21 protein-coding genes are annotated in these 26,031 nt (G+C 60.0%); 15 read left to right on the forward strand and 6 right to left on the reverse strand.

Features of this window, described 5'->3' with window-relative positions; all coding sequences use genetic code 11:
* Positions 1-109 precede the first annotated feature (109 nt).
* From JFN93_RS01305 to JFN93_RS01320, 4 genes are all read left to right on the forward strand, one after another.
* A complete protein-coding gene (locus JFN93_RS01305) occupies positions 110-1,147 on the forward strand; it encodes an amidohydrolase family protein (RefSeq protein ID WP_328753303.1) in 1,038 nt (345 codons plus the stop codon).
* Complete coding sequence (locus JFN93_RS01310; protein ID WP_199382168.1) at positions 1,144-4,548, forward strand: acyl-[ACP]--phospholipid O-acyltransferase; 3,405 nt, start codon at positions 1,144-1,146, stop codon at positions 4,546-4,548. Before JFN93_RS01305 ends, JFN93_RS01310 begins: the two co-directional genes overlap by 4 nt.
* Positions 4,549-4,565: 17 nt before the next feature.
* Complete coding sequence (locus JFN93_RS01315; RefSeq protein WP_199382169.1) at positions 4,566-5,936, forward strand: B12-binding domain-containing radical SAM protein; 1,371 nt, start codon at positions 4,566-4,568, stop codon at positions 5,934-5,936.
* A 525-nt stretch (positions 5,937-6,461) separates the two neighbouring features.
* Positions 6,462-7,463: a metalloregulator ArsR/SmtB family transcription factor gene (locus JFN93_RS01320; RefSeq protein WP_199382170.1), complete on the forward strand. Its 1,002-nt coding sequence runs from the start codon at positions 6,462-6,464 to the stop codon at positions 7,461-7,463.
* Between the two features lie 132 nt (positions 7,464-7,595).
* On the opposite strand, the gene JFN93_RS01325 is transcribed toward JFN93_RS01320, so the two are convergent.
* Both JFN93_RS01325 and JFN93_RS01330 read right to left on the reverse strand, forming a co-directional pair.
* Complete coding sequence (locus JFN93_RS01325; protein WP_199382171.1) at positions 7,596-8,021, reverse strand: type II toxin-antitoxin system VapC family toxin; 426 nt, start codon at positions 8,019-8,021, stop codon at positions 7,596-7,598.
* Positions 8,018-8,317: a type II toxin-antitoxin system Phd/YefM family antitoxin gene (locus JFN93_RS01330; RefSeq protein WP_199382172.1), complete on the reverse strand. Its 300-nt coding sequence runs from the start codon at positions 8,315-8,317 to the stop codon at positions 8,018-8,020. Before JFN93_RS01330 ends, JFN93_RS01325 begins: the two co-directional genes overlap by 4 nt.
* 411 nt (positions 8,318-8,728) lie before the next feature.
* Between JFN93_RS01330 and JFN93_RS01335 the strand changes: the two genes are divergently transcribed.
* Positions 8,729-9,100, forward strand: coding sequence for a hypothetical protein (locus JFN93_RS01335; RefSeq protein ID WP_199382173.1), 372 nt, complete (start codon positions 8,729-8,731; stop codon positions 9,098-9,100).
* A 241-nt stretch (positions 9,101-9,341) separates the two neighbouring features.
* Here the strand turns inward: JFN93_RS01335 and JFN93_RS01340 are convergent, their stop codons facing one another.
* Positions 9,342-9,986: a flavodoxin family protein gene (locus JFN93_RS01340; protein WP_199382174.1), complete on the reverse strand. Its 645-nt coding sequence runs from the start codon at positions 9,984-9,986 to the stop codon at positions 9,342-9,344.
* Positions 9,987-10,159: 173 nt separating this feature from the next.
* Between JFN93_RS01340 and JFN93_RS01345 the strand changes: the two genes are divergently transcribed.
* From JFN93_RS01345 to JFN93_RS01360, 4 genes are all read left to right on the forward strand, one after another.
* Positions 10,160-10,474, forward strand: a complete 315-nt coding sequence (locus JFN93_RS01345) for an ArsR/SmtB family transcription factor (protein WP_199382175.1) — start codon at positions 10,160-10,162, stop codon at positions 10,472-10,474.
* A gap of 480 nt (positions 10,475-10,954) precedes the next feature.
* Complete coding sequence (locus JFN93_RS01350) at positions 10,955-12,586, forward strand: methyl-accepting chemotaxis protein (RefSeq protein WP_236021473.1); 1,632 nt, start codon at positions 10,955-10,957, stop codon at positions 12,584-12,586.
* Positions 12,587-12,857: 271 nt separating this feature from the next.
* Positions 12,858-13,400, forward strand: a complete 543-nt coding sequence (locus JFN93_RS01355) for an AAA family ATPase (protein WP_199382176.1) — start codon at positions 12,858-12,860, stop codon at positions 13,398-13,400.
* A gap of 345 nt (positions 13,401-13,745) precedes the next feature.
* The gene (locus tag JFN93_RS01360; protein WP_199382177.1) at positions 13,746-14,447 is read left to right on the forward strand and encodes a hypothetical protein; all 702 of its coding nucleotides are present in this window, start codon (positions 13,746-13,748) and stop codon (positions 14,445-14,447) included.
* A 173-nt stretch (positions 14,448-14,620) separates the two neighbouring features.
* Here the strand turns inward: JFN93_RS01360 and JFN93_RS01365 are convergent, their stop codons facing one another.
* Entirely contained in the window at positions 14,621-15,523 is a 903-nt protein-coding gene (locus JFN93_RS01365) for a DUF3108 domain-containing protein (RefSeq protein WP_236021474.1), read from the reverse strand.
* Positions 15,524-15,631: 108 nt separating this feature from the next.
* Here JFN93_RS01365 and JFN93_RS01370 point away from each other — a divergent pair, with 108 nt between their 5' ends.
* Complete coding sequence (locus tag JFN93_RS01370; RefSeq protein ID WP_199382178.1) at positions 15,632-15,811, forward strand: DUF1059 domain-containing protein; 180 nt, start codon at positions 15,632-15,634, stop codon at positions 15,809-15,811.
* Between the two features lie 91 nt (positions 15,812-15,902).
* Here the strand turns inward: JFN93_RS01370 and JFN93_RS01375 are convergent, their stop codons facing one another.
* Complete coding sequence (locus JFN93_RS01375) at positions 15,903-16,271, reverse strand: CZB domain-containing protein (protein WP_199382179.1); 369 nt, start codon at positions 16,269-16,271, stop codon at positions 15,903-15,905.
* Between the two features lie 293 nt (positions 16,272-16,564).
* On the opposite strand from JFN93_RS01375, the gene JFN93_RS01380 reads away from it, so the two are divergent.
* The 5 genes from JFN93_RS01380 to JFN93_RS01400 all read left to right on the forward strand — a co-directional run bounded on the left by JFN93_RS01380 (position 16,565) and on the right by JFN93_RS01400 (position 23,576).
* Positions 16,565-17,038 (forward strand): hypothetical protein, encoded by a 474-nt coding sequence (locus tag JFN93_RS01380; RefSeq protein WP_199382180.1) that lies wholly within the window; start codon positions 16,565-16,567, stop codon positions 17,036-17,038.
* Entirely contained in the window at positions 17,035-17,322 is a 288-nt protein-coding gene (locus JFN93_RS01385; RefSeq protein ID WP_199382181.1) for a J domain-containing protein, read from the forward strand. Before JFN93_RS01380 ends, JFN93_RS01385 begins: the two co-directional genes overlap by 4 nt.
* 365 nt (positions 17,323-17,687) lie before the next feature.
* Entirely contained in the window at positions 17,688-20,153 is a 2,466-nt protein-coding gene (locus JFN93_RS01390) for a bifunctional diguanylate cyclase/phosphodiesterase (protein WP_199382182.1), read from the forward strand.
* A gap of 512 nt (positions 20,154-20,665) precedes the next feature.
* On the forward strand, positions 20,666-21,823 hold the full coding sequence (ercA, locus tag JFN93_RS01395) for an alcohol dehydrogenase-like regulatory protein ErcA (protein WP_199382183.1): 1,158 nt from the start codon (positions 20,666-20,668) through the stop codon (positions 21,821-21,823).
* Complete coding sequence (locus JFN93_RS01400; protein WP_199382184.1) at positions 21,807-23,576, forward strand: hybrid sensor histidine kinase/response regulator; 1,770 nt, start codon at positions 21,807-21,809, stop codon at positions 23,574-23,576. Before ercA ends, JFN93_RS01400 begins: the two co-directional genes overlap by 17 nt.
* Positions 23,577-23,718: 142 nt before the next feature.
* Here JFN93_RS01400 and JFN93_RS01405 read toward each other — a convergent pair whose 3' ends face one another.
* Complete coding sequence (locus JFN93_RS01405; RefSeq protein WP_199382185.1) at positions 23,719-25,830, reverse strand: putative bifunctional diguanylate cyclase/phosphodiesterase; 2,112 nt, start codon at positions 25,828-25,830, stop codon at positions 23,719-23,721.
* Between the last annotated feature and the right edge of the window lie 201 nt (positions 25,831-26,031).

The following is a 26,031-nucleotide window of genomic DNA, read 5'->3' on the forward strand; positions in this document are numbered from 1 at the left end:
TTGATAAATATCATTGAACAGGGAAGGAAGGTAATCCATGAACTCATTCTGTCTCGCTGCCACAGCCTTCATACTTTTGTTTTGTCTCTCGTCTCGGAGAGTAGATGCTGTGGAACATGGTAAGAACATCATCGACATTCATTGCCATACTGCAGGGATCGGTGCCGGTGGGAGCGGCTGTTTCGTTTCCCCCGCGCTTCAGAATAGCTGGAAATACCGGATCTACCTTAAGGCGTTTGGCGTGACCGAGAAGGAATTGCAGAAAGAAGGGGATAGCCTGATCCTCCGCCGACTTTCGGAAAAACTGGCTGCATCCCAGCGTGTCGCCGCGGCGGTAATACTGGCCATGGATGGGGTGGTGAACGATGCCGGCGAGCTCGACACAGCCCGAACCGAAATCTATATCCCGAACGAGTTTCTTGCGCGTGAGGTACGGCGTTATCCGAACCTTATGTTCGGTGCAAGCGTAAACCCATACCGACGGGACGCCATACAGCGACTGGAAAAGGTCGCCGACGGTGGCGCCGTTTTGGTTAAGTGGCTTCCCTCCATCCAACACATCGACCCTGCCGACAAACGGCTGGTTCCTTTCTATCTGAAGCTGAAGGAGCTTGGACTACCGCTACTTACCCATACCGGCGAGGAAAGCTCCTTTACCAGGACGCGAGACGAGTTGGGAGACCCGGAGCGGTTGAGGCTGCCTCTGTCCTTGGGAGTAACAGTGATAGCCGCTCATGCCGCGAGCAACGGTCGCAATTGCGGTGAGCGTAACCATGATCGCTTTCTGCGTCTCAGCCAGGAATACCCCAACCTCTATGCCGACATTTCAGCCCTTACCCAAATGAACCGTCTCGGCCACCTGCTTCGCCTCCTTAATCATAAGGAACTGCACGAAAGGCTTCTGTACGGCACCGACATGCCGCTTTTGAAAACCGGGATTGTTTCTCCGTATGCCTTTCTCTTTCGGCTGCCCCCCGCAAAGCTGTTGGCCATCACTGGGATTGAGAATCCATGGGATCGAGACGTTGCCCTAAAGGAAGCTCTCGGGGTGGATGATGTGATTTTTACGAATGTGGCGGCACTTATCAGAATGCCTGCACGAATTGCTAAGTTGATCAGCTCGAAGTCGAACGGAGGTCGCCAATGAGCACCGAACGGACCTTAGGGAAATCCTTCACCTGGCTGAACATGACACAGTTTCTTGGCGCTCTCAACGACAACATCCTGAAGCTTCTCATTATTTTCTGCCTTATCGCCAGCCAGGGACGAACGATGGCAGGGGGCATAACTGCAGCAATCGGTGCGGCCTTTGTCCTGCCATTTCTTCTCTTCTCGGCCCCCGCTGGAGGCCTGGCTGACCGTCTCTCCAAATCCCGCCTGATCGTTATGGTCAAACTGGTCGAAGTTGCGGTGACAACTCTGGCGGTGGCGGCTTTCGCTTTGCAAATGGGAAACGCTCTCTATCTCGTAGTCTTTCTGATGGCGACCCACAGCGCCTTCTTCGCCCCGGCCAAATACGGCATCATCCCTGAATTGGTCGGCAAGGAACGGCTCTCGCGGGCCAACGGACTTATGGAATCGTGTACCTTCCTGGCGATCATCATCGGGACCGCGTTCGCTTCCGTGCTGACCCAGCTGGTGGGTGGCCGGTTCTGGCTGGCAGCCCTCGCTTGTCTTGGCGTCGCATTGGGCGGTCTCGGCTCCGCCTGGATGATGGCGAAGACCGAGCCGTCCGATGCAGGCCGACCGGTTGCGCTCTTCCCGGCAGAAATATTCCGTACGATAAATAGCATCAGTAGTGACCGGCATCTCATGCTGGCAATAATCGGTCTCGCCTACTTCATGTTTATCGCGGCCTTTGCGCAGTTGAACCTGATCGGTTACGGGATGGAACGCTTGGGATTGACCGAAGCGCAGAGTGGGTACCTCTTCCTTGCGGCGGCCCTTGGCATAGGCATCGGTTCTCTCCTGGCGGCAAAGCTCTCCGGCCGGGATGTCGAATTCGGCATTGTCCCCTTAGGTGCAGCGGGGCTCACCATTGCGCCGATACTGCTCCATGCCGCCCCAAGCAACCTGGCCACCTGTCTGCTTATCATCGTCCTTTTCGGTTTCTCCGCCGGTCTGTTCAGCCTTCCCCTCCAGGCTTTCATCCAGTTTCGGGCCATTCCAGCCAAACGGGGGGAGGTTCTGGCCGCGTCCACCTTTGTCAACTGGGGCGGAATTCTCCTGGCATCGGCCCTCACCTGGCTCTTCTGTGGCCCGCTTGGACTGACGGCTGCCCAAGGTTTCAGCCTGATCGGGGTGGCCACCCTCCTGTTAACTGTGCTCTCTTTCTACATTCTGCCGGACTTCCTTCTCAGGTTCATTGCCTTGGTCACCATGCGCATCTTCTATCGCCTGAAGATTTTTGGCGCCGAGCATCTGCCTGTTGAAGGGCCGGCTCTTCTCATCCCCAACCATGTAACCTGGGTCGATGCTCTGCTTCTGACCGCAACCAATCAGCGCCGCATTCGCTTCGTCATGGAGCGGCGGATCTACAACACTCCTCTTTTGCGCGGGCTCTTCCGACTGATGGGGGTGATTCCCGTTTCCTCCAATGACAACCGCAAGGAAATGGTGGAGTTCATCCGTCAGGCCCGGGCTGCCCTAGACGATGGCTACATGGTCTGCATCTTCGCCGAGGGCGCACTCACGAGAAACGGTATGCTTCAAGAGTTTCGCGGCGGCTTCGAGCGCATTGTGAAGGACCGTGGGTATCCGGTCATCCCGGTTTACATCGGCGGTGCGTGGGGGAGCATCCTCTCCTACGCCCACGGCCGACTCCTGTCCAGGCCACCGGCGTTATCTCCGTATCCCGTGACCATCCTTTTCGGGGCGCCGATGCCCGCCACCAGCACGGCCCGGGAGGTTAGGCAGAAGGTCATGGAGCTCTCCTGCGATTATTTTGACTCCAGGAAGCCTGGTCGCCGGCCACTGGCCGAATACTTCATCCGTACCGCCAAGAGGAATAATGGGCGCCGTGCGGTCGCCGATACTTCCGGCAAGGCCCTCACCTATGGTGAGACGTTGGTGGCCACTCTCGCTTTGGCAAAGAAGCTGGACGGGCAGATCGGTGGGGAAGAGCATGTGGGTGTCTTGCTCCCTCCCTCTGTCGGTGGTGTGCTTGTCAACCTATCCCTCTCGGTTTTGGGCCGCGTGCCTGTCAATCTGAACTACACCGCCGCTGATGCCTCCTTCTGTTCCGCGGTTAACCAATGCGGAATCACGACAGTAATAACGGCGCGGACGTTTCTCGAGAAGCTGCCGAACGTCCCGAGAGTCGAGGGAATGATCTTCCTCGAGGATATCCTCCCCAGCATATCCACCGCTGAAAAGTTTATAGCGCTGCTCAAGGCCCGTCTCATTCCTGCCCGGTGGCTCTGTTGCCGTGACGGCTTCCGTGCCGACCGCCCTGCAACGGTGATTTTTTCCTCCGGCAGCACAGGCGATCCGAAAGGAGTCATGCTCACCCACCACAACATCATGTCCAACATCGAAGCTCTTCGTATGGTTTTTCGGGTGAACCTGGACGACAACGTCTGCTCAGCCTTGCCGTTCTTCCATTCACTCGGTTTTACCGGAACCCTTTGGTTTCCCTTGGTGAGCGGTTTCTCTGCCACCTATCATCCCAATCCTATGGAGGGGGAAAAGATCGCCGAGGTGGTCCGCGAGCACAAATCAACCCTCCTCCTGGCGACGCCGACCTTCCTCCTGGCCTATCTGCGCCGGGCGAAGAAGGAAGACTTCGCCAGCCTGCGTCTGGTCATTACCGGGGCTGAGAAGTTGAAGGGGAAGGTGGCCGACCTTTTTCAGGAAAAGTTCGCCATTCGGCCGTTGGAAGGATACGGAGCAACTGAGTTGTCGCCCGTTATCACCCTGAGTCTTCCGGATGTGGAGATCGACGGCGTGCTGCAGCACGGCGTTAAGGAGGGCAGCGTGGGGCGCCCGATCCCGGGCGTTGCTATCCGCGTGGTTGACCCTGAAAACGGTGAGATTCTCAAGCCGGGTGAGCCGGGAATGTTACAGGTCAAGGGGCCCAATGTCATGCTTGGCTACCTGGGGCGGCCCGATACGACCGCCGAGGTGGTCCGTGACGGATGGTATCTTACCGGGGACATCGGCGTCATGGATGACGACGGCTTTATCCGCATTACCGACCGGATATCACGCTTCAGCAAGATTGGCGGCGAGATGATTCCGCATGGCGTGGTGGAGGACGAGTTGCACGGGCGCTTAGGGCAGGCGGGCGTGGTCGCGGTTACCTCGGTGCCGGATGAGCGAAAGGGGGAGAAGCTGGTGGTTCTCTATGTGAAGGGAGCCACCGACGCTGCATCGCTTCAGCTGATGCTGACAGAGAGTACGCTTCCCAACCTCTGGAAGCCGGGCCGTGACTGCTACATCGAAGTGGAAGGGCTTCCCATTCTAGGTGCCGGGAAGTTGGATCTTAAAGGACTGAAAGAGATCGCTTTAGCGGCCGTTGGAGCGCAATCGATTGTCGAATCACTCTGATGGGATTGGAGACCAAAATGAAAATTCTACTTGTCTTACCGGCGAATCACACGTTGAGAGTTACCACTGAACGGCCAGAAGTACCGCAAAGAAAGATGCTTCGTTTCAGCCTTCTCCCCCTTACCACTGTGGCGGCACTAACTCCTCCGGAACACGAGGTAGCAATCTGCGATGAGCACGTCCAACCCCTCGATTTCGACTGTGACGTCGATATGGTGGGGGTATCGTTCATGACCGCCCTCGCGCCGCGGGCGTATGAGATAGCCGCCGAGTTCAGCCGAAGGGGAAAGATCGTGGTGGCCGGTGGCTACCACCCGACCTTCCTGCCTGACGAGGCAAGCCAGCACTTCAATGCGGTGCTCGTGGGAGATGCAGAGGGGCTTTGGCCGGCGCTTGTCCTGGATGCGGTTGCTGGAAGTTTGAAAAAGCTATATCAACACGATGCATTGCCACAGTTGGATCTGTCACCTGCTCCTCGCCGGGAACTGCTGCGTACGACCGCCCAGTACTACGCGACGACTGACGCGGTCCAGACCGCTCGAGGGTGCCTTCACCAGTGCCGCTACTGTTCTGTGACCGCATTCCACAACGGCAGCTATCGACATCGCCCGGTGGCGCGGGTCCTGGAGGAACTGCGGGAGATCGGGCGGGACTTCATCTTTGTTGACGATAACATCATTGCCGACACGCCGTATGCTAAAGAGCTCTTTCAGCAAATGGCGCCCTTGCGAAAAAGGTGGGTTTCCCAAGCGGCCATAACCATCGCCGACGATCAGGAACTGCTCCGCCTCGCAAGAAAAGCAGGCTGTCAAGGGCTCTTCATCGGCGTGGAAACGACCAACGCAGATAACCTTGCCGCAGTAGGCAAGGGATTTAACGATGCATCCTCGTATGCGGAACGGATACGCAAAATAAAGAAGGCGGGCATCGGCGTTATTGCTGGGATCATCGTCGGTATGGACGATGATCGGGTGGGGGTGTTCGAGAAAACGCTCCGTTTCCTTCAGCAGACCGACGTTGACGCCATCCAGGTCAATATTCTTACCCCGCTGCCAGGCACTCCTCTTTTCGGTGATATGGAAAGGGAAGGGAGAATTCTGGACCGGGATTGGGAGCATTACGATTACCGCCACGTCGTATTTCATCCTGCGAAGATGACGAAAAGGGAGTTGCAGAACGGCGCAGACTGGCTCTATCACGAATTTTACCGTCTCGACCGGATAATCTTCCGGTCAATCCGGGCGTTTTTCATCCATGGACCGATTCAGTCCTTACTCTCTTTTCGGCTCAACATGACTTACCGGTACGACAACCGACGGGAGCAGATCATCGGTCGGAATCCCGCAACTGCTAAGCAAGCTGGCGTCAGGGAATTGGTCGTCAATTGACCGAGAAGTACAAAACAGGGGGACATCCCATGAAATTATGCGTTTCTCGCTGCATCAACGCATAATTCATAGGCGTCCCCCTTCCTTACCCTATCAGACACCCTGATTCTCGCGCGGCACAACCTGGGGGGCTTGCAACTATGCAATTACAAATGTTCTAGTTGCAGAATTGCAAGCCTGAGGTCCACCTGAGGGGAGGTCCACCCGAGGGAACGTTGTTAAGATTTTAAGATTCCTTAGGCGTTTGGCGGTGAAGCCGCGCTGGAGGCTAGAAGAGCGAAAGGGTCCCGAACGAACGGTCGGGACCCCTTTTGTTTCAGCTCAACTATCGCCATCGGTACCGGGCGAAGCGCGGCCGTTCACGCAGATGACGGCAACTGGGCGTGCCTTTTTGCTGACCGGCGCAACCTCGTGCTTTGGCCCTGTTGTTTTTTTGTAATTCGATATCGATAAAAATAGATTGACAGTGCGCGACCGCTCTGGTTAAATTTGTTTCGACGTTTATCAAAACAGAGGTGCAAAAAAATGGATGCCGATCAGAGTCTCGCCATCATCAAAGCCCTTGCCGACGAATCACGTCTGGCAATCGTCGGCTCGCTGCTGGAGCAGCCCCAGTATGTGGAGGAAATCGCCAAGCGACATGCTCTGGCCCCCTCGACGGTATCCTTTCATCTGAAAAAACTGGAACATGCCGGGCTGATCCGCAGCCGCAAGGAACAGTACTACGTGATGGTGACGGCAAACGAAGGGCTCTTGCACACCACGCTCAAGGAGCTGGTGGAAGCCGGCGCCGCCGGCAGGGCTGTGCAGGAGCAGCGGTTCGACGACTACCGCGCCAAGGTGGTCGCCACCTTTTTTCCCCACGGCACGCTGGAGCGGTTGCCGGCCCAGCACAAGAAACGCCTGATCGTGCTGGAACAGTTTGCCGCGCGCTTCGAGGAGGGACACCGCTACATGGAAAGCGAAGTGACCGGTCTGATCCGGCCGTTGTTCGACGATTACTGCACCGTGCGCCGCCTGCTGGTGGATGAAGGGTTGATCCGGCGTGATGACAGTCACTATTGGCGGGAGGCGCCGGCGACCGAGACGAGGGTGCTTCCCCTTCCGAAAGCCCCTAAATCCCGCGCGAGCCATAGTGAAACACCTCGGCAGCGGCGGGCGGAGTTGAAGCGCGAGTATCAGGAGAGTCGTCCGGCGATGGGAATTTACCAGATCAGAAATACGAACAACGGCCGGCTGTTCATCGATGGCAGCATTGACCTGAAGAGCGCGAAAACCAGCCGGGAGTTTCAACTGCGCATGGGCAGTTTCCCGTCCAGCCAGAGTCTGAAGAAAGACCTGGCGGAACACGGCGCGCCGGCTTTTGAGTTCACCGTACTGGAGGAGTTGCCGCCCCCGCAGCCGGGAGAGCGGACGGAGAGGCTCCTGCTGGCCGCCAAGTTGCGCTGGCAGCGCCAACTGCAACCGTTCGGCGATCAGGGGTACAACAGCCGTGCCCAGTTTGAGCGTGAAACCAATCAGGTCTAGTCCGGCCGGGCCGGGGTTGCACATTTCACGAAAAACAGCAAAAAAGGGTCCTGACCTAAGCGGTCAGGACCCTTTTTGCTTTATGCCGGGGTGATTTCAGGTGAGGAAACCGCAAGTATCTCTGCTCCACCCTTACTGGGTCCAGGGATTCAGCAGGGTAACCTTGGCTCGTGCAAAATCAGGCGTGTTGCGCGTAACGACGGTTAGACCACTTTGCAAGGCGGTTGCGGCTATAATCAGGTCGGGCTGTGAAAACGTATGCCGCACCCTGCGTCCCTCTTCTACCAGTAACCGCCACGAGAACATCACGTCCTCGCTCACCGGTAAAATTCGCCCCACGAACATAGGGCGAACTTTGTGGCTCAGCCAGTGGCTCAGCTCTTCTCGGCGTAAGGCGTCGTCAATTATTTCGATGCCGAAACGGATTTCGGCCAGAGTGACGACACTGACGAAGAGTTCCCGTAACGGCTGTTGGGCGATAAATTTCACCACCTTGGGTTCCGGCTTAGGTCTTCGTAACTCGGAAAGAACGTTAGTATCAAGCAGCCACCCCTTCATAGCTGTTCGACATCCCGAACCGGCATAGGCATGCGCTGCGGTTCGAGCTCCAACTCACGGTAGGGTGACGCCTGCATCGCGTCAATCAAGGCTTGTCCTGTCATGCCTCCCTGGAGACGCTGGTATTCCTCTTCCGAGATCACCACGACTTCATCCCGTCCGTGCACCGAAACGTGCTGTGGTCCCTCGCTCTTGGCGCGCCTCACCAATTCACTGAAACGCGCCTTGGCATTTTGCAAACGCCAATGGTTGGGCAGGTTAAACGAACCATGAGATTGTTTCATTTTGTCGCTCATATCTGCACGCTCCAGTTCTGGTCAGATTGACCAGAATATAATGCATCGCAAATTCATTTGCAACCATCGAAGGTTGCGCCCGATTGGCCACCCACCGTTTCCGCTCTTCGTCCTTCTCAGGACAACACCCGTGGGAGCGGTTCCATCAATTTCCTCGGGGCGCAAGGGGGGCATCACGCAAGAGGGGCAAGTCTTTTCTCTTGATGTTCAAGGGGCAGGCGATCAAAGTAACCTTCGGGTGTACTCTTCTCGCGAGAATCAGGGTTTCTGGTAGGGAGGTAGAGACTAGGGGGAAGAAGCTTGCGAACAGCATCGGCCAGCCTAAGGCGTTGGGATGGCGGTGAAGAACCGGAAGTCGAATGGGCGTTTGACGAAGCGGCGCGGATAACGGGGAACCGAAAGGAGAGACCTATGAGCAATGGCACCGAAATTACTTGGAAACCAGAGCCGGAAGAGAAGGACTACCCCGCGGCGGAATCGTACCTTTCCCTGATCTATGAGAGCAAGGATGCTCAGGAGATTGTGGCAAAGCTCCGTAAAGCCCCCATCACCAAATTCAAGGCGAAAGATATCTTCAGAGCTTCAGGTCTATCTCTCCTTGGGGTCAGCAACTCGCATGTGGACAAGGACCGGAAAAAGATCAAGGATGGCAAAGGGGTGTCGCCGATTCTTCTGGTCCGGGACGCAAAACATGGCAGGGTCATTGTCGCCGATGGCTATCACCGCATGTGTGCGGTCTATTCCTTCAATGAAGATGAGTGCATTCCCTGTCAAATCGTTTAAGGCCCTGGCGCGAGGCTGTCCCGGTGAGAAAAAAGCTCGTTGTGGTGTCGGTAATCATTCCTTCGGCGCCCCGGGGCCCGGAACCGGACTGACTCGTCCCGAATATCCTTCGCTTTTTCAACCTATCCACGTCCTGCCGTAACCATCCCTGCACCGACCGTAACGGCAAGGGGACGGACTGTATTTCGACAGCCCGTCCCCTTTTTGTTTTTTTCCGCTTCTTATTCTATGCGGTAATGCTCTATGCTCCGGCCAGCCGCTGGCCCAGTTCGAAGGCTCGTTGGCATTCCTGGGGGAACACCTCGCTGCGGCGCGCGGCTTTGTGGACCGGGTCAAAGCTTTCGATCACTACCTTGGAATAATCTTCCGTCTGGCAGGTGTCATAGGCGCACAGGGTTTCTGCCGGCCCCAGGAGCATTTGCTGGTAACGCTCATTGGTGCCGAACATCTGACCGTACCCGTATTGCTTGCTCATCTCTTCGGTAACGTTCATCGTGTAAATGAAACCGGTCTTGAGCTTTCTCGGGAATAAGGTTCCGTACGGGATGGTGTAGGTGAGGTAGGGGAACAGGAGCCGCTCGATAAAGCTGCGGGTCTCGCCGGTGACCCCGCCGAAATAGATCGGCGAGCCGATGATGAGCGCGTCGGCGTCGGCAATCTTTTCCAGTACCGGGGCCAGATCGTCGTTCAGGACGCATTTCCCGTAGCTTTTCCCTCCGCGGGTCTTGCAGGCGAGGCACCCCTTGCATCCCTTGAAATCCAGGTCGTAAAGATGGATCAGTTCCGTCGCCGCTCCCTGCGCCGCAGCTCCCTCCAGCGCCTTGGCAACCAGGGTGCCGGTGTTCCACGTTTTCCGCGCACTTCCGTTGATTCCGATGACCTTCATGTCCGTTTCTCCTTTGGGGGGGACGGTTGCCTTTCGCTTCCTATCCCGCCGTCTGCGACTGAGTCTGAGTATTTCGATAAATCTCGAACAAGACGGTTCGAAAATAGTCGAACCATCTTGCAATGTCAATCCCCTTTCTATAAGATGGGGAAAAATATGAGAGAGACTGGCAAATGACCAAATGTACCGACATTCTCCAACCTTTACCGAACGAGATTTCCCTGTCCAAGGTCCTGCACGCCCTCAGCGACCCGGTACGGATGGAGATTGTCCTCAAGATCGCCAAAGCCGGGCAGGTGGCCTGCGGAGCGTTCGACATCCCGATGCCCAAATCGACGTTGTCGCACCACTTCAAAGTGCTGCGGGAATCGGGGGTGGTCACGAGCCGGCGGGAAGGTAACGAGTTGATGAACTCGTTGCGCAGTGAGGAGCTGGAAGAGCGGTTTCCCGGTCTTCTGAAGTCGATAATCGCGGCCGGGAGCCGGTGATGGTCCCGCTGGATCGATGACACCGTGAGCCGGGCCTTGAATCCTCGGGCTTTCTGCGGAATTTTCAGGTTCATAATCAACTTTGCCCAAAGGCCCGCTCCTGGAGGCGGGCCTTTTATTTCCATTCGTCGCGTTTCGACGCGAACTATCGGGCTAACTCTCATAAAGTCAAAACCTTAAAGCTAAATCCCCCTCAATCCCCCTTTGTTAAAGGGGGACTTCAAACCACTATCCTGAGACCCGGCACGATCGGTTCCATTCCCTGTGGATGAACCTCTTTTCCCGTCCTCTTTTTCTTGCCTTGGCGGCTTCCCGCCTCATTAACGATTCCCCGCAAATTGGTAAAGAAAATTTCTCAAGTACTGCATTTATCGACCGATATGTAGGGAAATTACCTACAACGGGGTAGGGATGGTCTTACGCGGGATCCCGACGCGGATCGCGCCTGAGGCAGGACCGCAGGATAAAGGGAGGAGTTGTATGTCTTTTACCAATCTGAGTATTGCAGCGCGGATGTCGTTGGTCTTCGGGGTCATCCTGGTGATGATGGGGGCGATTGTCATCCTGAACTATATGTACATGAACAAGATCGAAAGCGGCCTGGAACGGATCGTCATGAACAACAACGTCCGCGTGGTCAGTGCCAGTAACGCGCAGACCGACATCGTGGAGATCGCCGCGGCGGTGCGCGGCTGTGTCGTCAACGCCGGCGACAGCGCGGCAATCGAGGCTGAACTCAACAAGATCTCCGAGTTCAGGAAAGCCTACCGCGCCGAGATTGAGCAGATAAAGAAGCTGGATCCGACCGAAAAGGGAAAGGAGATGCAGGGCGCCCTCACCGATGCCATTCAGGTCTTGGCCGGGGTCAACAACCGGATCATCGACCTGGCCAAGCAGCAAAAGGTTCAGGAGGCGCGAGATCTCATGAAAGCAGAAGGGGAGCCGAAGAATCAACGGGTCAGGGAGCTTTTTGACAAATTCCAGCGCTACCAGGTAGAACGGAACCAGTTCCGCTATCAGGAGGCGACCGCGTTGTCGAAAACCGCCCGGACCGTCTCGGTCTCCCTGGCGCTGGTATCTCTGGTGCTCGCCATTGGCGCCGCGGTTACCATCACCCGAAACATTTCCGGGGCGGTCAACAGCTTTTATGCGACCCTGGCCCAGATCGCAGCGGGTGACCTCACCGCGCGGTCGACCATTTCGAGTAAAGACGAGATGGGGAACCTGGCCCAGGAACTCAACAAGATGACGGAGGAGTTGGCCGGGATCATGCGCCAGGTGGTGGGTACCTCGGGGGAGGTCGTCCAGGCGGCCGAGCTGGTTTCGACCAACGCCGAGCAGATTGCCACCGGTGCCGAGGAGGTCGCCAGGCAGGCGGCCACCATCGCCACCGCCGGGGAAGAGATGTCGGCCACCTCGGCGGATATCGCCCGAAACTGCCACCACGCCGCCGAAAACTCCAAGGTCGCCACCGATGTCGCGCTCTCCGGGGCCAAGGTCGTCGACAGCACCGTCGTCCTCATGGACAAAATCGCCGGGAGGGTCACCGGCTCGGCCCGTACCGTCGAGGGGCTCGGCGCCCGCAGCGATCAAATCGGCACCATCATCGGAACGATCGAGGATATCGCCGACCAGACGAACCTGCTCGCCCTCAATGCCGCGATCGAAGCGGCGCGCGCCGGAGAACAGGGGCGCGGCTTCGCGGTGGTTGCCGACGAGGTAAGGGCGCTGGCGGAACGGACCACCCGGGCCACTCACGAGATAAGCGACATGATCAAGGCGATCCAGAGCGAGACCAGGACCGCGGTCTCGGACATGGACGCCGGCGTTCAGGACGTGGAACTGGGGACGGAAGAAGCGGGGAAATCCGGCGAGGCGCTGCAGCACATCATCCAGCAGATCAACGGGGTAACCATGCAGGTCAACCAGATCGCCACCGCTGCCGAGGAACAAACGGCCACCACCCACGAGATCAGCAGCAACATCGGTGAACTGCAGATGGTGATGAATCAGACCGCCGACGGCGCCCACCAGTCCGCGCGCGCCGCTCACCAATTGAACGTCCTGGCGTCGGACCTGAAAGGATTGGTGGAACGGTTCCGGCTGGCATGATCGGACGGCGCAACGGGGGCTCGTCGGATCGGCGGCTCAACGCAGCCTTACTGATAACCACCTAAACTTGTTGACAACTCCGCTTTGGTGCGGCAAGGTAGCGCCATGATCCGTCGCGAACGTTACATTACGCTGATTATTATCGCCATTTCGGAAAGGGCGGGGTAGCAGGCGTTGGTAACGACGCTCATACATTAAAAAGACCCGCCCCTGGAGGCGGGTCTTTTTGTTTCCGCTTCCCGGGGCTACTTCCATCAAAGGAGCGTACCTCATGTCCCATTACGAATCCTCTCCCGGCGGCGCTGCCGGTGGCGCGGCACTCCCTTCGGCAGCGAAGCCGATGCTGTACCTGGTGTGCGGCAAAGCCGGATCCGGAAAGTCCACTCTTGCCCGAAACCTCGCCGATAAACACGAAAGCATCCTGATCGATGAAGACGATTGGCTTGCCCGGCTGTACCGCGACCAGATTCATGACCTTGCCGACTACGTGCGCTGTACCGGGATGCTGCGCGACGTCCTCGGTGACCACCTTGTCGTGCTGCTAAAGCGGGGGGTGTCGGTGGTACTGGATTTTCCGGCGAACACGCTGGCCTTCCGGCAGTGGGCCAAGGGCATTTTCGATAAGGCCGGCGTCGCCCACGAGCTTCACTATCTCGAGGTGCCCGATGCAACCTGCAAGGCCCGCCTGCGGGAACGCAACGCATCCGGTTGCCATCCGTTCACCGTCAGCGAGGAAGCCTTCGATGCGATCACGCGGTATTTCGTCCCGCCCGCACCGGAAGAGGGATTCAATACCTTCCTGCATCGGGAATAGGGCCGAGAGGGGGCCCGGAAGGCGGGTGTGGGAAGGCTCTTCGTGGTGATTTCCCTCTCCCCGACCCTCTCCCGCAGGGAGAGGGAGGTCACTGTCGTCGGGTATGCAGATTGACGCTAATCAGCTTCCTCATTGCAAAGCCGGAGCTTTGAAGAAAATAAACAGTCCCTTCCCAAGGTGGACTTTGGGGACGAGGAATAACCTGAGGCGTAGGCGGGTCGGGTAGCTCAGGCCGGCTCGTTCGCTCTTTCCGTCTTGCGTTCGTCTTCTGCAATGAGTACACTCCGCGCTTTAGACAATGTGACGCTGCGGCGTTTGAAGCTACTGAAATGACAGGAGGATGTAATGGGAAAGGCCTTGCTGGTCCTGGTATTGATCTTCTCTTTGGTGCAACCCGGTTTTGCGCAGGACAATGTCCCGGAAGGGGGGGCGCGGCCCGAAGCCGGCCCGAATCCCGCGGGGCAGCCGGCGCTGCCGTCGAACCAATCCGTCGGCAGCATCCGGCCGGTATTTACGCATCTCGTGGGCTTCAGCTATCCGGCCGGGTTCGCTCCGGTCTACGAAAAAGCCAATCCCTCGCAATATATCCAGGAGGCGGTGAAAAGTGGAGAAACGGTCGATAACTGGACCGAAATGATCACGGTGACCGGTTACAAGGGGTTCGGCGCGAGCGACAGGATCACCCCCAGGGTGTTTGCCGAATCGCTGGCGGGCGGGTACCGGAAACACTGCCCGACCACGTTCAGTGCCGCGGTATTGGGTGAGGCTAAAGTCGACGGGCGCGATGCCTTTGAAGTGATCCTGGGGTGTGGAACTGCCGATGGTTCCGGGAGCCCGCACAGCGAGTCCGCCCTGGTCGTCGTCATCAAGGGGGGGCAGGACTTCTACACGATCCAGTGGTCCGAAAGAACCGCCCCCGCTGCCGCGCCGCTTTCCCTGGACAAGGAAAAGTGGGGGGAGAGATTGAAGCAGTTGGAGCCGATCCGGGTTTGCGACCGCGTTCCCGGCGAAGCCGCACCGTATCCCTCGTGCGTGGATCGGAAATGACCGGCCGGATCACGTGCTGACCGATTTCGGCAGCGGTGCCAAGTGCCACTTATTGGAAAACAGCAAGGCCCGCGGCGCATTGAAGCCGCGGGCCTATTTTATTCCGACGGGGGAGGGGGACAAAGGGGGGAGGGGGACAGGCACCTGCGGAGCCAGTCCCCTTTTGGTGCCCGCTACCCTTCCTTGTCGAAGTTTCCGCCCACCAGGGTCAGGGTTACCTCGCCGACCTTGAGCTGGGTCGCGATCTTCACCGGAATCCGGCGGCTGTCGTCGGTGAACCAGAAGGTGGTGTTGCCCACCTTGGAGGTGCTCCCGTTGGACCTGAGCTGGGACGTCACCATGACCGTCTTGAATTTTCCGAGCGGGGTCTTCACTTCTTCCCGTTTGATCACCCGTACTTCGGTCTTCCACAGGTGCTTGAAGTCGTAGAGGTCGAAGGTTATGGATCTTCTCGGCTCGAGATCGCAGGAACGGATGAAGTAGATGCTGGAGAGGCTGTCGTAGGTCCGCGCGGTGATCGGGTCGGCCTTTTCCGTCTGGTGCAAAAGGTCGGTGCTTTCGGCAGTCAGGTTGGCGTGGTTGAAGCGGGCTTCCTTGCGGGCCCGGTATTTCCCTTCCTTGATGTTCTCCTTGAAAAGCCGGGGCAAGCCGAAACGGTTTTCTTCCCGGGACATGATCGACTCCTGCCGGTCGTCGATGGAGAAGAAGGTGGAAACGAACCCGTTGGAGCGGATGGTATTCACGATCCGGAGCTCGTCCCCCTGCGGCGTCACCTCCTGAACCGCGATACCCGCCTTGATGGCACCCCAGTGCACGTCGTAGACGAACTTTTCGGCCCCCCCAAGGGCGAAGGCCGAGGTGCCCCCCGAGAGAGAGAACAGGACCAGTGATGCAATGAGAGCTTTTGTTTTCATTTTTTCAGGATAGCGATAACCGCGCAAAATTACGACAATAAACTCGTTGGCCTTTTCCGAAAGCCGGCTTCTCTCGGTGAAAGCGCCGTTCCAGAAGCGGTCTTCCAGCGTTGGTCGCGCCTGGAAGGGCGCTCCCACCAGGGAGGCTTGCCGGGGCGTCATTCGATGGGTCTCTCCGCGAGTGCCGGCGCCGCGGTGGTCGTTGCTATCGCTTGGACATAAAAGGTAAAATGAAAAGGTAGAGCATGAAGAGAGATCGAGGGAGGATATATGTCAAAGGTACTGGAATGCAGTCAAGTCGATCCGTCCAGCAACTGCAAGTTTGTCGCTCGTGGTGAGACGGAAAAGGAAATACTGGATCAGGTAGCCGTTCACGCCAAAGAACATGGTATCAACCAGGTGACTCCGGACCTTATTGCACGGGTCAAAGCAAACATTCACGAAGGTTAGCCGCTGGTCCCCTGTCCCGCTCGCTGCTCATGCGGGCGGCTTCTCCTTGGGTACTTACCGAAGTTCGCCTCTCACACGAGAGGCTTTTTTTTTACCCGGCTGATGCCGCTTCTTTCCAGGCCTGCAGGGTGTTGGTCAGCTCGATCGAGGTCTGCACGAAATCCCCCCTGAGGTCACTGACCCGGGCCAGCGCCTCCTCGCCCTTGCCGGAAAGGGCCAGGTGCAGGATTCGCCCCGCTTCCCGATGGAACTGCTCGTGCAGCTCCTTTACCTTTTCCCAAAACGCGGGCGGCCGGTCCGCATCGGGAATACGATAAAGCCACTTGCCGAACTCACATTCGTGGTCCTGCGATACCGTGAAGGGATCGAACTCGCTGGTGCCGTTGGCAATAGCCTCCCGCAAACGAACTTTCCATACTCCGTGGGCGGCCATCGCCTTGTTTAATTCCCTGGGATCCATGTACACTCCTGCCTTCCGGATACTGCTTGTCAAATCGTCACGCTATTCGTTTGCCACAGTTGCTTTTTTACTGCAATATTTATTTTCCCCCGGAGGGTGCGGGAATGATCGAAGGACCATTCCCGCCAAGGTGTGGTGCTGGCGAAATACCCATGGGCGCCGGTACTCTAGCCGCGTCGACCAACGGTGGGCAATGACAACAGCATCTTGATTCCTGATGCGTCGGGCGTTCATCCAGAAGTACCCCGGTGGAATAGGGAAATGGCCCGGTATGGGCCTCGACAGGAGTAACCGTGAACATTCTCAAGGGAAATGCCCAGGACGCAGATACCCGCGGCACCGGCTGGTTTGTCGGTTTCGGGGACTGGACCGTCCTGCCGGGATCGGATCTGCTGCATGTCCCCAAGGATCAGCCGCTCGCCGGGTTGTGCATCAAGTGGTACGACCACCCCGAGTCCCAGGAGAGCGGGCCGAAACCGGTGAGCGAGGGAAGGACCATCTCCATCCTCGTTTCCGACGGCTGCTTCGAGGTCGATTTCAGTACCGACCCCGACTTCCACCCCGATGCCGGCGTGGAGCGCGTGGTGCTCCGGCGGCAGGGGGATTTCGTCGCCTGGGGGGAGGGGATCTACCACCGCTGGCGCTGTGCGGAGCGGACCAAGGTACTGACCGTGCGCTGGGGCGAGGCTGCCGCCAGGCGGGAAGAGGGCGGAAGGGCGGATGGCGCGGGCGAGGTGGCCCCATCCGCGGCGGGGAGGAGATCATGACCTTTTCTGATCTGCAGGAGGCGTGTCGGGTGTTCGGGCTGGAGGAACGGGCCTCGCTCGAAGAAATAAAGGCCCGCCACAAGGAACTGGTGAAGCGGTATCACCCGGATACCGGCTCGCAGGAGGAGCCGGAGATGATCCGGAGGGTAAACGCCGCCTACCGGTTGCTGATCGACTACGTCTCCGGATACCGCTTTTCCTTTGCCGAGGAGGAATTCTACGAGCAAAACCCCGACGAGCAGCTGCGTCGGCAGTTCATGACCGATCCTCTGTACGGCGGATAGGCCGCGGCTCGGGCTGATCCAACCGTGCCCCCCTTGCCGACGGGAGCCAAGCGGTGGACAACAAAGGGCAAATCCCCCCTGCCCCCCGTCGCAAAGGGGGGAACGTAATGCCTCGCCTAGTCCTTCAAGGAAGCACCTCTCCGGAATTCCCGAAAAAACCTTCCCAAAGGGGGGAGGTAATGCCTCGCCTGATCCTTTCCGGCATACGGATCCCTGACGCTCCAGAACTCCAGGATGAAGGTTTTTGGGGAGCGGTGGGCATTTACTGTTAAAGATTCCCTACAAGACTCCGAAGAATAGGATAAGGCAGAAAACCGCCTGTCGGCGCCGAATCGGCTCAGGCAATCATCAACCTGGAGCTTGTAATGTCGTTTTTCCAGAACCTGTCGATCAGAGCTAAATTGCTCCTGATCATGTTGCTGTCCGGGATCCCGATCTTCCTGGTTTTCCTCTACTTTCTCGGTAGCCAGTACCTCGACAAACGCAACGCCGCCGAACACTCGGTCCTCTCCGCGGTGCAATCGATCGCCTTCGAGCACACCGCCCAGGTCGAGGGGATGCGCAGCCTCCTGATCGCCCTCTCCCAGTACCCGGAAATCCGGCGTAAGGACGCCGCCGGAAGCTCCAAAATCCTGAACCTGATATTGGAAAAAAGCCCGTCCAGCCTCAACGTCGGCGTGGCCGACCGCTACGGCAACATCATCGCCACCGGTTTGAAGCAGCCGTTGCCGATCGCCTATACCATCGGCGACCGCAAGTATTTCCGGGATGCGGTCCGCACCAAGCGCTTCAGCGCCGGAGAATACAGCGTCAGCCGTTCCATACAGAAGACGGTTACCCTCCACTTCGCCCTTCCCGTTCTGGACAGGCGCGGCGACGTCGACCTGGTCCTCTACGCCGCCTACAACATGGCGAGCTTCCGCAATATCTTCACGACCCAGGATCTCCCGTTCGGCTCCATCCTCAATCTCACCGACCACAACGGCAAGGTGCTGTTCCGGTTTTCGAAGCTTGCCCTGGAAGACCTGAACGGCCAGATCGACAAGTCGGAGCTGCGTCGCCACATGATCGGAGTGAACGAGGAAGGGGTCCTCTCCGGTGTCGGGATGGACGGTACTCGGCGGCACTTTGCCTACAAGAGGCTGCGCCTCTCCCCCGCCGACCCGCCCTATCTCTACATCCGCGTGTCCATCCCCGAGGCGGTTGCCACCGCCAACACCCGGCGGGCGATGGAGATCTCCCTGGCGGTCTTTCTGATCGCCACCGGGCTCACCCTGTATTTGAGCCGGATCATCGGCGGACGGTACCTGGCCGCGCCCCTGCAGCAGCTGGTCGAGGCGACCGAGCGGGTCGAAGAGGGGGATCTTTCGGCGCGCAGCGGGCTTCCCTACACCGGCGACGAGATCGGCCGGCTGGCCCGTTCCTTCGACGACATGACGCTCTCCCTGGACGAGCGGATCCGGGAGATCAGCCGCAACGAGGCGGAAAAGCACCGTCTGGCCTACTACGATCCCCTTACCACCCTGCCGAACCGGCGCCTTTTGCGGGAGCGGCTCGATCTCGCCCTGGTGCGCTGCCGGCGGCAACGCACCTCCTTTGCCCTTTTGTACATCGACGTCGACAACTTCAAGAACATCAACGACAGCCTCGGGCATTCCGCCGGGGACAGCGTGTTGAAGGTGATCGCCACGCGCTACGCCGCCATCATCCGGGAGGACGACGTGGTCTGCCGGATGGGGGGCGACGAGTTCGCCATCGTCCTGCACGACATCAACCATCCCATCGACGTCACCCTCATCGTGGAGCGCCTCCTCGCGGCGACGGCCGCGCCGCTGGTGCTGGACGGGCGCGAGCTTCTGGTGACCGCGAGCATCGGTATCGCCCTTTACCCCAAGGATGCCGAGGACACCGGAACCCTGGAGCGCGACGCCGACATCGCCCTCTACAACGCGAAGGACGAGGGGAAGAACACCTTCCGGATGTTCTCTGAGGAGTTGAACCGCTCCTCGCACGAGCGGATCCAGCTGGTCCATGCCCTGCAGCATGCCATGGAAAAGAACGAGCTGTCGCTTCACTATCAGCCCAAGATCAGCAACGGGGACGGCCGGATCATCGGGGTGGAGGCGCTTTTGCGCTGGAATAGCGAAGAGCTCGGGGCGGTGACGCCGGACCGCTTCATTCCGCTTGCCGAGGAGAGCCGGCTGATCATGCCGATCGGCGAGTGGGTGCTGCGGACCGCCTGCCGGCAGCAGGTTGCCTGGCGGGAACAGGGGCTCGACCTGTGCCTGGCGGTGAACATCTCCGCGGTGCAGCTCAAATCGCCGCACCTCATCGAGACGGTCCAGGCGATCATCGAAGAGACCGGGATCGTGCCGGAGCAGCTCGAGCTCGAGCTGACCGAGAGTTCGCTGGTGGACAAGCCCGAGGAGGTGACCCGGATTCTGGAGCGGCTGCGCGGGCTGAAATGCAACATCGCCATCGACGATTTCGGCGTGGGCTACTCTTCGCTCAGCTACCTGAAAAACTTCCCGGTGACGGTTTTGAAGATCGACCGCTCCTTCGTCAAGGATCTCTCCCACAACTCCAGCGACCGGGCCATCGCGCAGTCGGTGGTGGACCTCGCCAACAACCTCAACATGGTGACCGTGGCGGAAGGGGTGGAGCATCCCGACCAGCAGCGGATCCTCGAGGAGATCGGCTGCAGCTACGTCCAGGGATACCTGCACTGCCGGCCGGTCCCCCCCGAACAGATCCCGGGCATCGTCAGGGAGCGAAACGGCGCCGCGCCGGCGGCCCACGCTGCCGGCGGTTTGGAAGTGACTCACGCGTAGGCGCGACATTGCGGTCGCGATTATCTGAAATCACCGCCTGCGGCGGATCGCGCCAGAAATGGCGCTCCCACAGTGAAAAGGCCTCCCGTCCTTTCTGTCGGCACGACACTCTTTCCGCGCAGCTTTGGGCGGCAAAACGAAGCGGCACTTCCCTCCGGGGAGGCCGCTTTTTTTGCGTCTTCCGGGGCGGGTCACCTTCTCCGGCCCAACCGCTGTCCCGCCGTTAATGCCGTTTCCCAGCACCATCTCCTCGCGAAAATCAAATATTGCAAAACTTTGTTACATTTTTGCCGATAGGTAGGGTGGTGGCTCCGTGAAAACGCGGCCTCGCAGCGAGTGGCCCGGATTACGTTCCGGTAAGGTCTGGGTGGCGGCAATGGCAGAATAGCCAGGGCTCTTGGTCCGGTAACACGGCTTCGGAATCCTTGGTGATTATGAGAAAAAAATTACTACCATTTTGTGAAATGCCGTTTTAATATGCGGTAACGAAATGGTAATGGTTTGGGGGCCGCATGGATTCGATTTCCTTTCGCAAATTCGTGGTCCCGGAGATGATCTTCGGCAACGGCTCGTTTGCCCTGGTTGACGGGTACGCGAAGCGGTTCGGCCTGAAGCGGGTGCTCCTGGTCTCCGATCCCGGGGTGACCGAGGCGGGGTGGACCGAAGGGGTCATCGGCTGCCTCGGGAAATCCGGTATCGAGGCCGAGCTCTTCAACGCCGTCAGCTCCAACCCCAAGGACCGGGAGGTCATGGCGGGGGCCGATTGCTACCGCGCCGCCGCCTGCGACGGGATCGTCGCGGTCGGCGGCGGCAGCCCGATCGACTGTGCCAAAGGGATCGGCATCGTCTGCTCCAACGGCGGCCACATCCTCGACTTCGAGGGGATCGACCGGGTCCCTCTTCCCATGCCTCCCCTGATCTGCATTCCAACCACCGCCGGGACCGCGGCGGACATCTCCCAGTTCGCCATCATCAGCGCGACCCAAGAGCAGCGCAAGGTTGCCATCGTCAGCAAGGCGCTCGTTCCCGACCTCGCCCTCATCGATCCCCTCACGACCACCACCATGGATCGCAGCCTCACCGCCTGCACCGGCATCGACGCGCTGGTCCACGCCATCGAGGCGTACGTCTCCACCGGAGGCTCCCCGCTCACCGATCTCCATGCCCTGGAGGCGATCCGGCTCGTGTCCCGGCACCTCCCCAAGGTCCTGGCCCAGCCGGATAACCTCGAGCAGCGCGAAGCGATGATGCTCGCCAGCACCCACGCCGGAATGGCGTTTTCCAACGGGAGTCTCGGCGCGGTCCATGCCATGGCCCACAGCCTGGGCGGCTTGCTGGACAGCCCCCACGGCGACTGCAACGCCCAGCTTCTGGAACACGTCGTCGCCTTCAACTATCCCGCCTGTCCGCAGCGCTGCCGGCGCATCGCCGAAGCGATGGGGATCGATCTCGTTGAGATGACCGACGGGGCGGTCCGCGCCGCGCTGACCTCCGCCATCCACGCCCTCAGGGCCCGGGCGGGGATCGTGGGGAGCCTTGCCGACCGGGGGGTGACGCGGGAGATGATCCCCCGGCTGGCCGCCAACGCGATGCAGGATCCTTGCATGGTGACCAATCCCCGCCAGCCGTCGCGCGGGGAAATCGAGGCTATCTATGTCGCAGCTCTTTGATCCAAGGGTGGATTGGGAGGCGCTTCACAGCCAGATCGCCCGGCTCGGGGAGCAGTCGACCCGCAAGAGCTACTACCCGCTGCTCCAAAAGCGCCTGCACGAACTGGAGGAGGAGATCCGGCACCGGCTGGTCCTGGAGCAGGAGCTCTTCATGAACAACACCATGCTGGAGGAGGAAATCGCCCACCGGCAGACGGCGGAGGCCCTTGCCTCCACCGAACGGGACAACGCGCGGGCCATTTTCGAGGCCGCGCCGGTCGGCATGCTCATCGTGGACCAGGAGGTCCGGGTCCTCGACGCGAACCGGGCCCTGGAGGCGATCACCCGGCGCCCTTCCGGCGGGCTCTCCGGTGGTTCGCCCGGGGCCGCCTTCGGCTGCGCCTTCTTCGATTCGGAAGGGTGCTGCGGCGAGACCCAGCACTGCGGTGAGTGCCGTCTGCGCCAACTGGTGTGCGAGGTGATGCAGTCGCGCCGGGGCTGCTACGGCATCGAGCTGAGCCTGATCCGGCGGCAGGGGGAGCGCCGCGAGACCCTCTGGCTCAAGACGAGCGTGGAGCCGATCACGGTTTCCGGCGGGGCGTGTGCCATCATCGCCGTGGAGGACATTACCGAACATCGTCGCATGCAGGAGGAGATGTTGCGCAACCACAAGCTCGAATCGCTGGGGGTCCTGGCCGGCGGTATCGCCCATGATTTCAACAACCTTTTGACCGGAGTGATCGCCAACCTCTCCATGGCCGTGGCCAAGGGGGAGGCCGACAACAGCTCCCTGATCAAGCGGGCGCTCCAATCCGCCGAAGGGGCGCGCGAGCTCACCCGGCAGCTTCTGACCTTTGCCAAGGGGGGAGCCCCGGTCAAGCAGCTGGTCTCCATCGCGGACATCGTGAAGGATTCGGCGGAGTTCGCGCTGAGGGGTGCCAAGGTGGCCTGCCGCTTCCATATCGCGGAAGGGGTGTGGGATGCCGAGGTGGACGTCGGGCAACTGAGCCAGGTGATCAGCAACCTCGTGATCAACGCCGACCAGGCGATGCCCGCGGGGGGGATCATCCGGATCGCGATCGGCAACCAGGAATTTACCGCCCCGGCGCACCACCTTCCCGCCGGGCGCTACGTCTGCATCAGCGTCGCTGACGAAGGGGTCGGCATCCCGCCCGAGTGCATCAACCGCATCTTCGACCCCTACTTCACCACCAAGGAGACCGGGACCGGGCTCGGTCTCGCCATGGTCCACTCCATCGTCACCCGCCACGGCGGCCAGATCGAGATCGCTTCCGGCCCCCTGTGCGGGTCCACCTTTACCGTCTACCTGCCTGCCTCGGACCGCAGCGTCGCGGTCGTGGCGGCGGCGCCGGACCGCCAGATCCGGACCGGACGGGGGCGCGTGCTGGTGATGGACGACGAGCCGATCATCCGGGAGGTTGCCGAGGAGATGCTGGAGATGCTCGGCTACCAGTGCTGCACCTGCAACGACGGGGAGCAGGCGATCGAGCTCTACCGTGCGGCGCTGGCAAACGACGAGCCCTTTGCCGCGGTGATCATGGACCTCACCATTGCCGGCGGGATGGGGGGCGTGGAGGCGATCGCGCGGATCCGGGCGCTCGATCCGGCGGTGCGGGCCATCGTCTCCAGCGGTTACAACAGCGACCCCATCGTCGGCTCCCACAAGGAGTACGGCTTCAAGGCCGCGGTCCCCAAGCCGTTCACCATGGCGGCGATGGCCGAGGCGCTCGCCGAGGTGATCGGCCTGCAGTAGCGGTCCCGGGGACTGGCTCCGAAGGTGCCTGTCCCCCTCAATCAACTCTGAGACCGATCCGACCCGGCGGCAACCGCACCAAAAAAAAGGGCTTCCCCCGATCCGGGGGAAGCCCTTTTGGCGCTCCTGCCGCGCCAAGCGCTCACCCTGCCGCCAGCTCGACCTTCCCGGTGAAAAACTTCTCCACCTCCTCGGCGACTACCGGTCGCGAGATCAGATACCCCTGGACCGCATGGCACCCCTCCTGGCGCAAAAGTTCCAGCTGCTCCAGCGTTTCCACCCCCTCGGCCACCACCTGCAGCTTGAGGCTCTCCGCCATCGCGATGATCGCGGCGACGATGGCCCGGTCCTCCTCGCTCTTGGTCATGTTCCAGACGAAGGTCCGGTCGATCTTCAGGATGTCGATCGGGTAGCGGTGCAGATAGCTCAGCGAGGAGTAGCCGGTGCCGAAATCGTCGATGGATACGGTGATCCCGGCGCGCCGCAGTTGGGCCAGCGCCTCTCTCGTGTATTCGTTGTTCTGCATCAGGGATGACTCGGTGATCTCGATCTCCAGAAGATGCGGGTCGAGTCCGGTCTCTTCCAGCGCCGAGACTACGGTCCGCTCCACGTCCTGCCGCTTGAAATGCACCGGGGAGAGGTTTACCGCGACCCGGATCGGCTGGTGGTCCACCTCCTGCCAGTGCCGGGCCTGCCGGGTGGCGCTGCGGAGCACCCAGTCGGTAACGCCGGTAATGATCCCGCTCTCCTCGGCCAGGGGGATGAACCGGTCCGGCGCCACGAGCCCCAGTTTCGGGTGGTTCCAGCGCAAAAGCGCCTCCACCGCGGTGACCCGGCCGCTGTCGAGGTCGACCTTGGGCTGGTAGTGCAAAAAGAGTTCGCCGCGGTCCAGCGCGAGCCGCAGGTCGGTCTGCAGCGAGACGCGGTCGCTGGCGTTCTGGGTCATTTTCTTGTTGAAGAGGCGGAAGGCGTTTTTGCCGCTGTCCTTGGCATGGTACATCGCGATGTCGGCATTCATGAGCAGTTCATCCACGCTCTGCCCGTCGTACGGGAACAGGGTGGCCCCGACGCTCGCGGTGATGTAAACCTCCTCGTCCCCCATCAAGAAGGGGAGGGCGAAGAGGTCCAGGATCTTCGCCCCGACCAGGGCGACGTGGTCCGCGGTGCCGATGTTCTGCACGAAGAGGGTGAACTCGTCTCCCCCAAGCCGCGCCACCGTGTCGCACTCGCGCACCACCCTGCCGAGGCGCTGGGCGACCCCCAAAAGCAGCAGGTCGCCGGTGCGGTGCCCCCGGGTGTCGTTGATGTCCTTGAACCGGTCCAGGTCGATGAACAGAACGGCGAGCTCGCTTTTTTGGCGCTCGGCATGGCGCAGGGCCTGGGTCAGCCGGTCGTAGAAGAGGGTCCGGTTGGGGAGGCGGGTCAGGGGGTCGTAGTGGGCGAGCTGTTCCAGGTGCGCCTGGCGCTGCCTCAGAATCTGGTTGCGCTCCTCGATCTCGCAGAGCATGTGGTTGAAGCCGTGATAAAGCATCCCGATCTCGTCCTGGGACGGGGCTTCGGCGCGCAGGGCGTAGTTTCTGGTCTCGGCCACTTCCTGCATGGTTCCCACCAGGTTGAGCAGCGGCGACGAGATCGTCTTCTGCATCTGTGCGGAGAGAAAGAAGGCGGTGGCGAAGGCACCGGCCATGAAAAGGATCGAGGTGACCAGGGTCGAGCGCAGGCTGCTGAAGAAGTGATCGGTGCTGCCGTGAATGATGACGGTGCCGATCTCCTCGGCGTCGACCTTGATCGGGCGGGTCAGGGTGGAGTAGCCTTCGGTGAGCGAGGAGCGGGCGGCGTTCAGCTTGAGCTGCTCGACCTTGCAAAGAACGGTAGCGGGGGGCGCGCCGAGAGGAATCTGTTCCAGGGGGAGCTGGGTGGTGTCGCGCCCCTTCGCGAGGTGCCGGGCGAAGATGCGTCCGTCCCGGCTGACCACGTACGCGGCGAGGATGGACGATTTGACCGTGAGGGGGCGGATGGTGTCCTGGGCTTCCTGGGGGTAGTCGAACAGGACCGCGGAGGCGGTGTTCTTCACGATCATGTCGGCAAAAGAGACCAGGTCCTCCTGCTGGGCGTAGTAGAGGAGCCTCGCCTCCCGGATCACGAAGAACAGCGACGCGAGGATCAGCGTGACCGTGCAGCCCGCCAGGATCATCAGGGTCAGCTTCTGCTTGAGCGGAAGGTTGGTGACCGCCCTCGTGTTAAGGATCTTCATGGTTCACCGTTGCGGTTCAAACATACCCGCCCACGGCGACCCTCGGTCGGGCGTGGGGGCAGGGCCAACCCCGGAGAAACCGGGAAAAGCCGCATTGCAGGAGGGCACCGGGCTGAGCCGCCGGGACGCGGCGACAGGAATCTGCAACCGTTGCAATACGTTCGTTATCGGCAGCTCATGGCCACTGCTTTAATGCCGGGC

The organism is Geomesophilobacter sediminis (assembly GCF_016458275.1).
Lineage (GTDB): Bacteria > Desulfobacterota > Desulfuromonadia > Geobacterales > Geobacteraceae > Geomesophilobacter > Geomesophilobacter sediminis.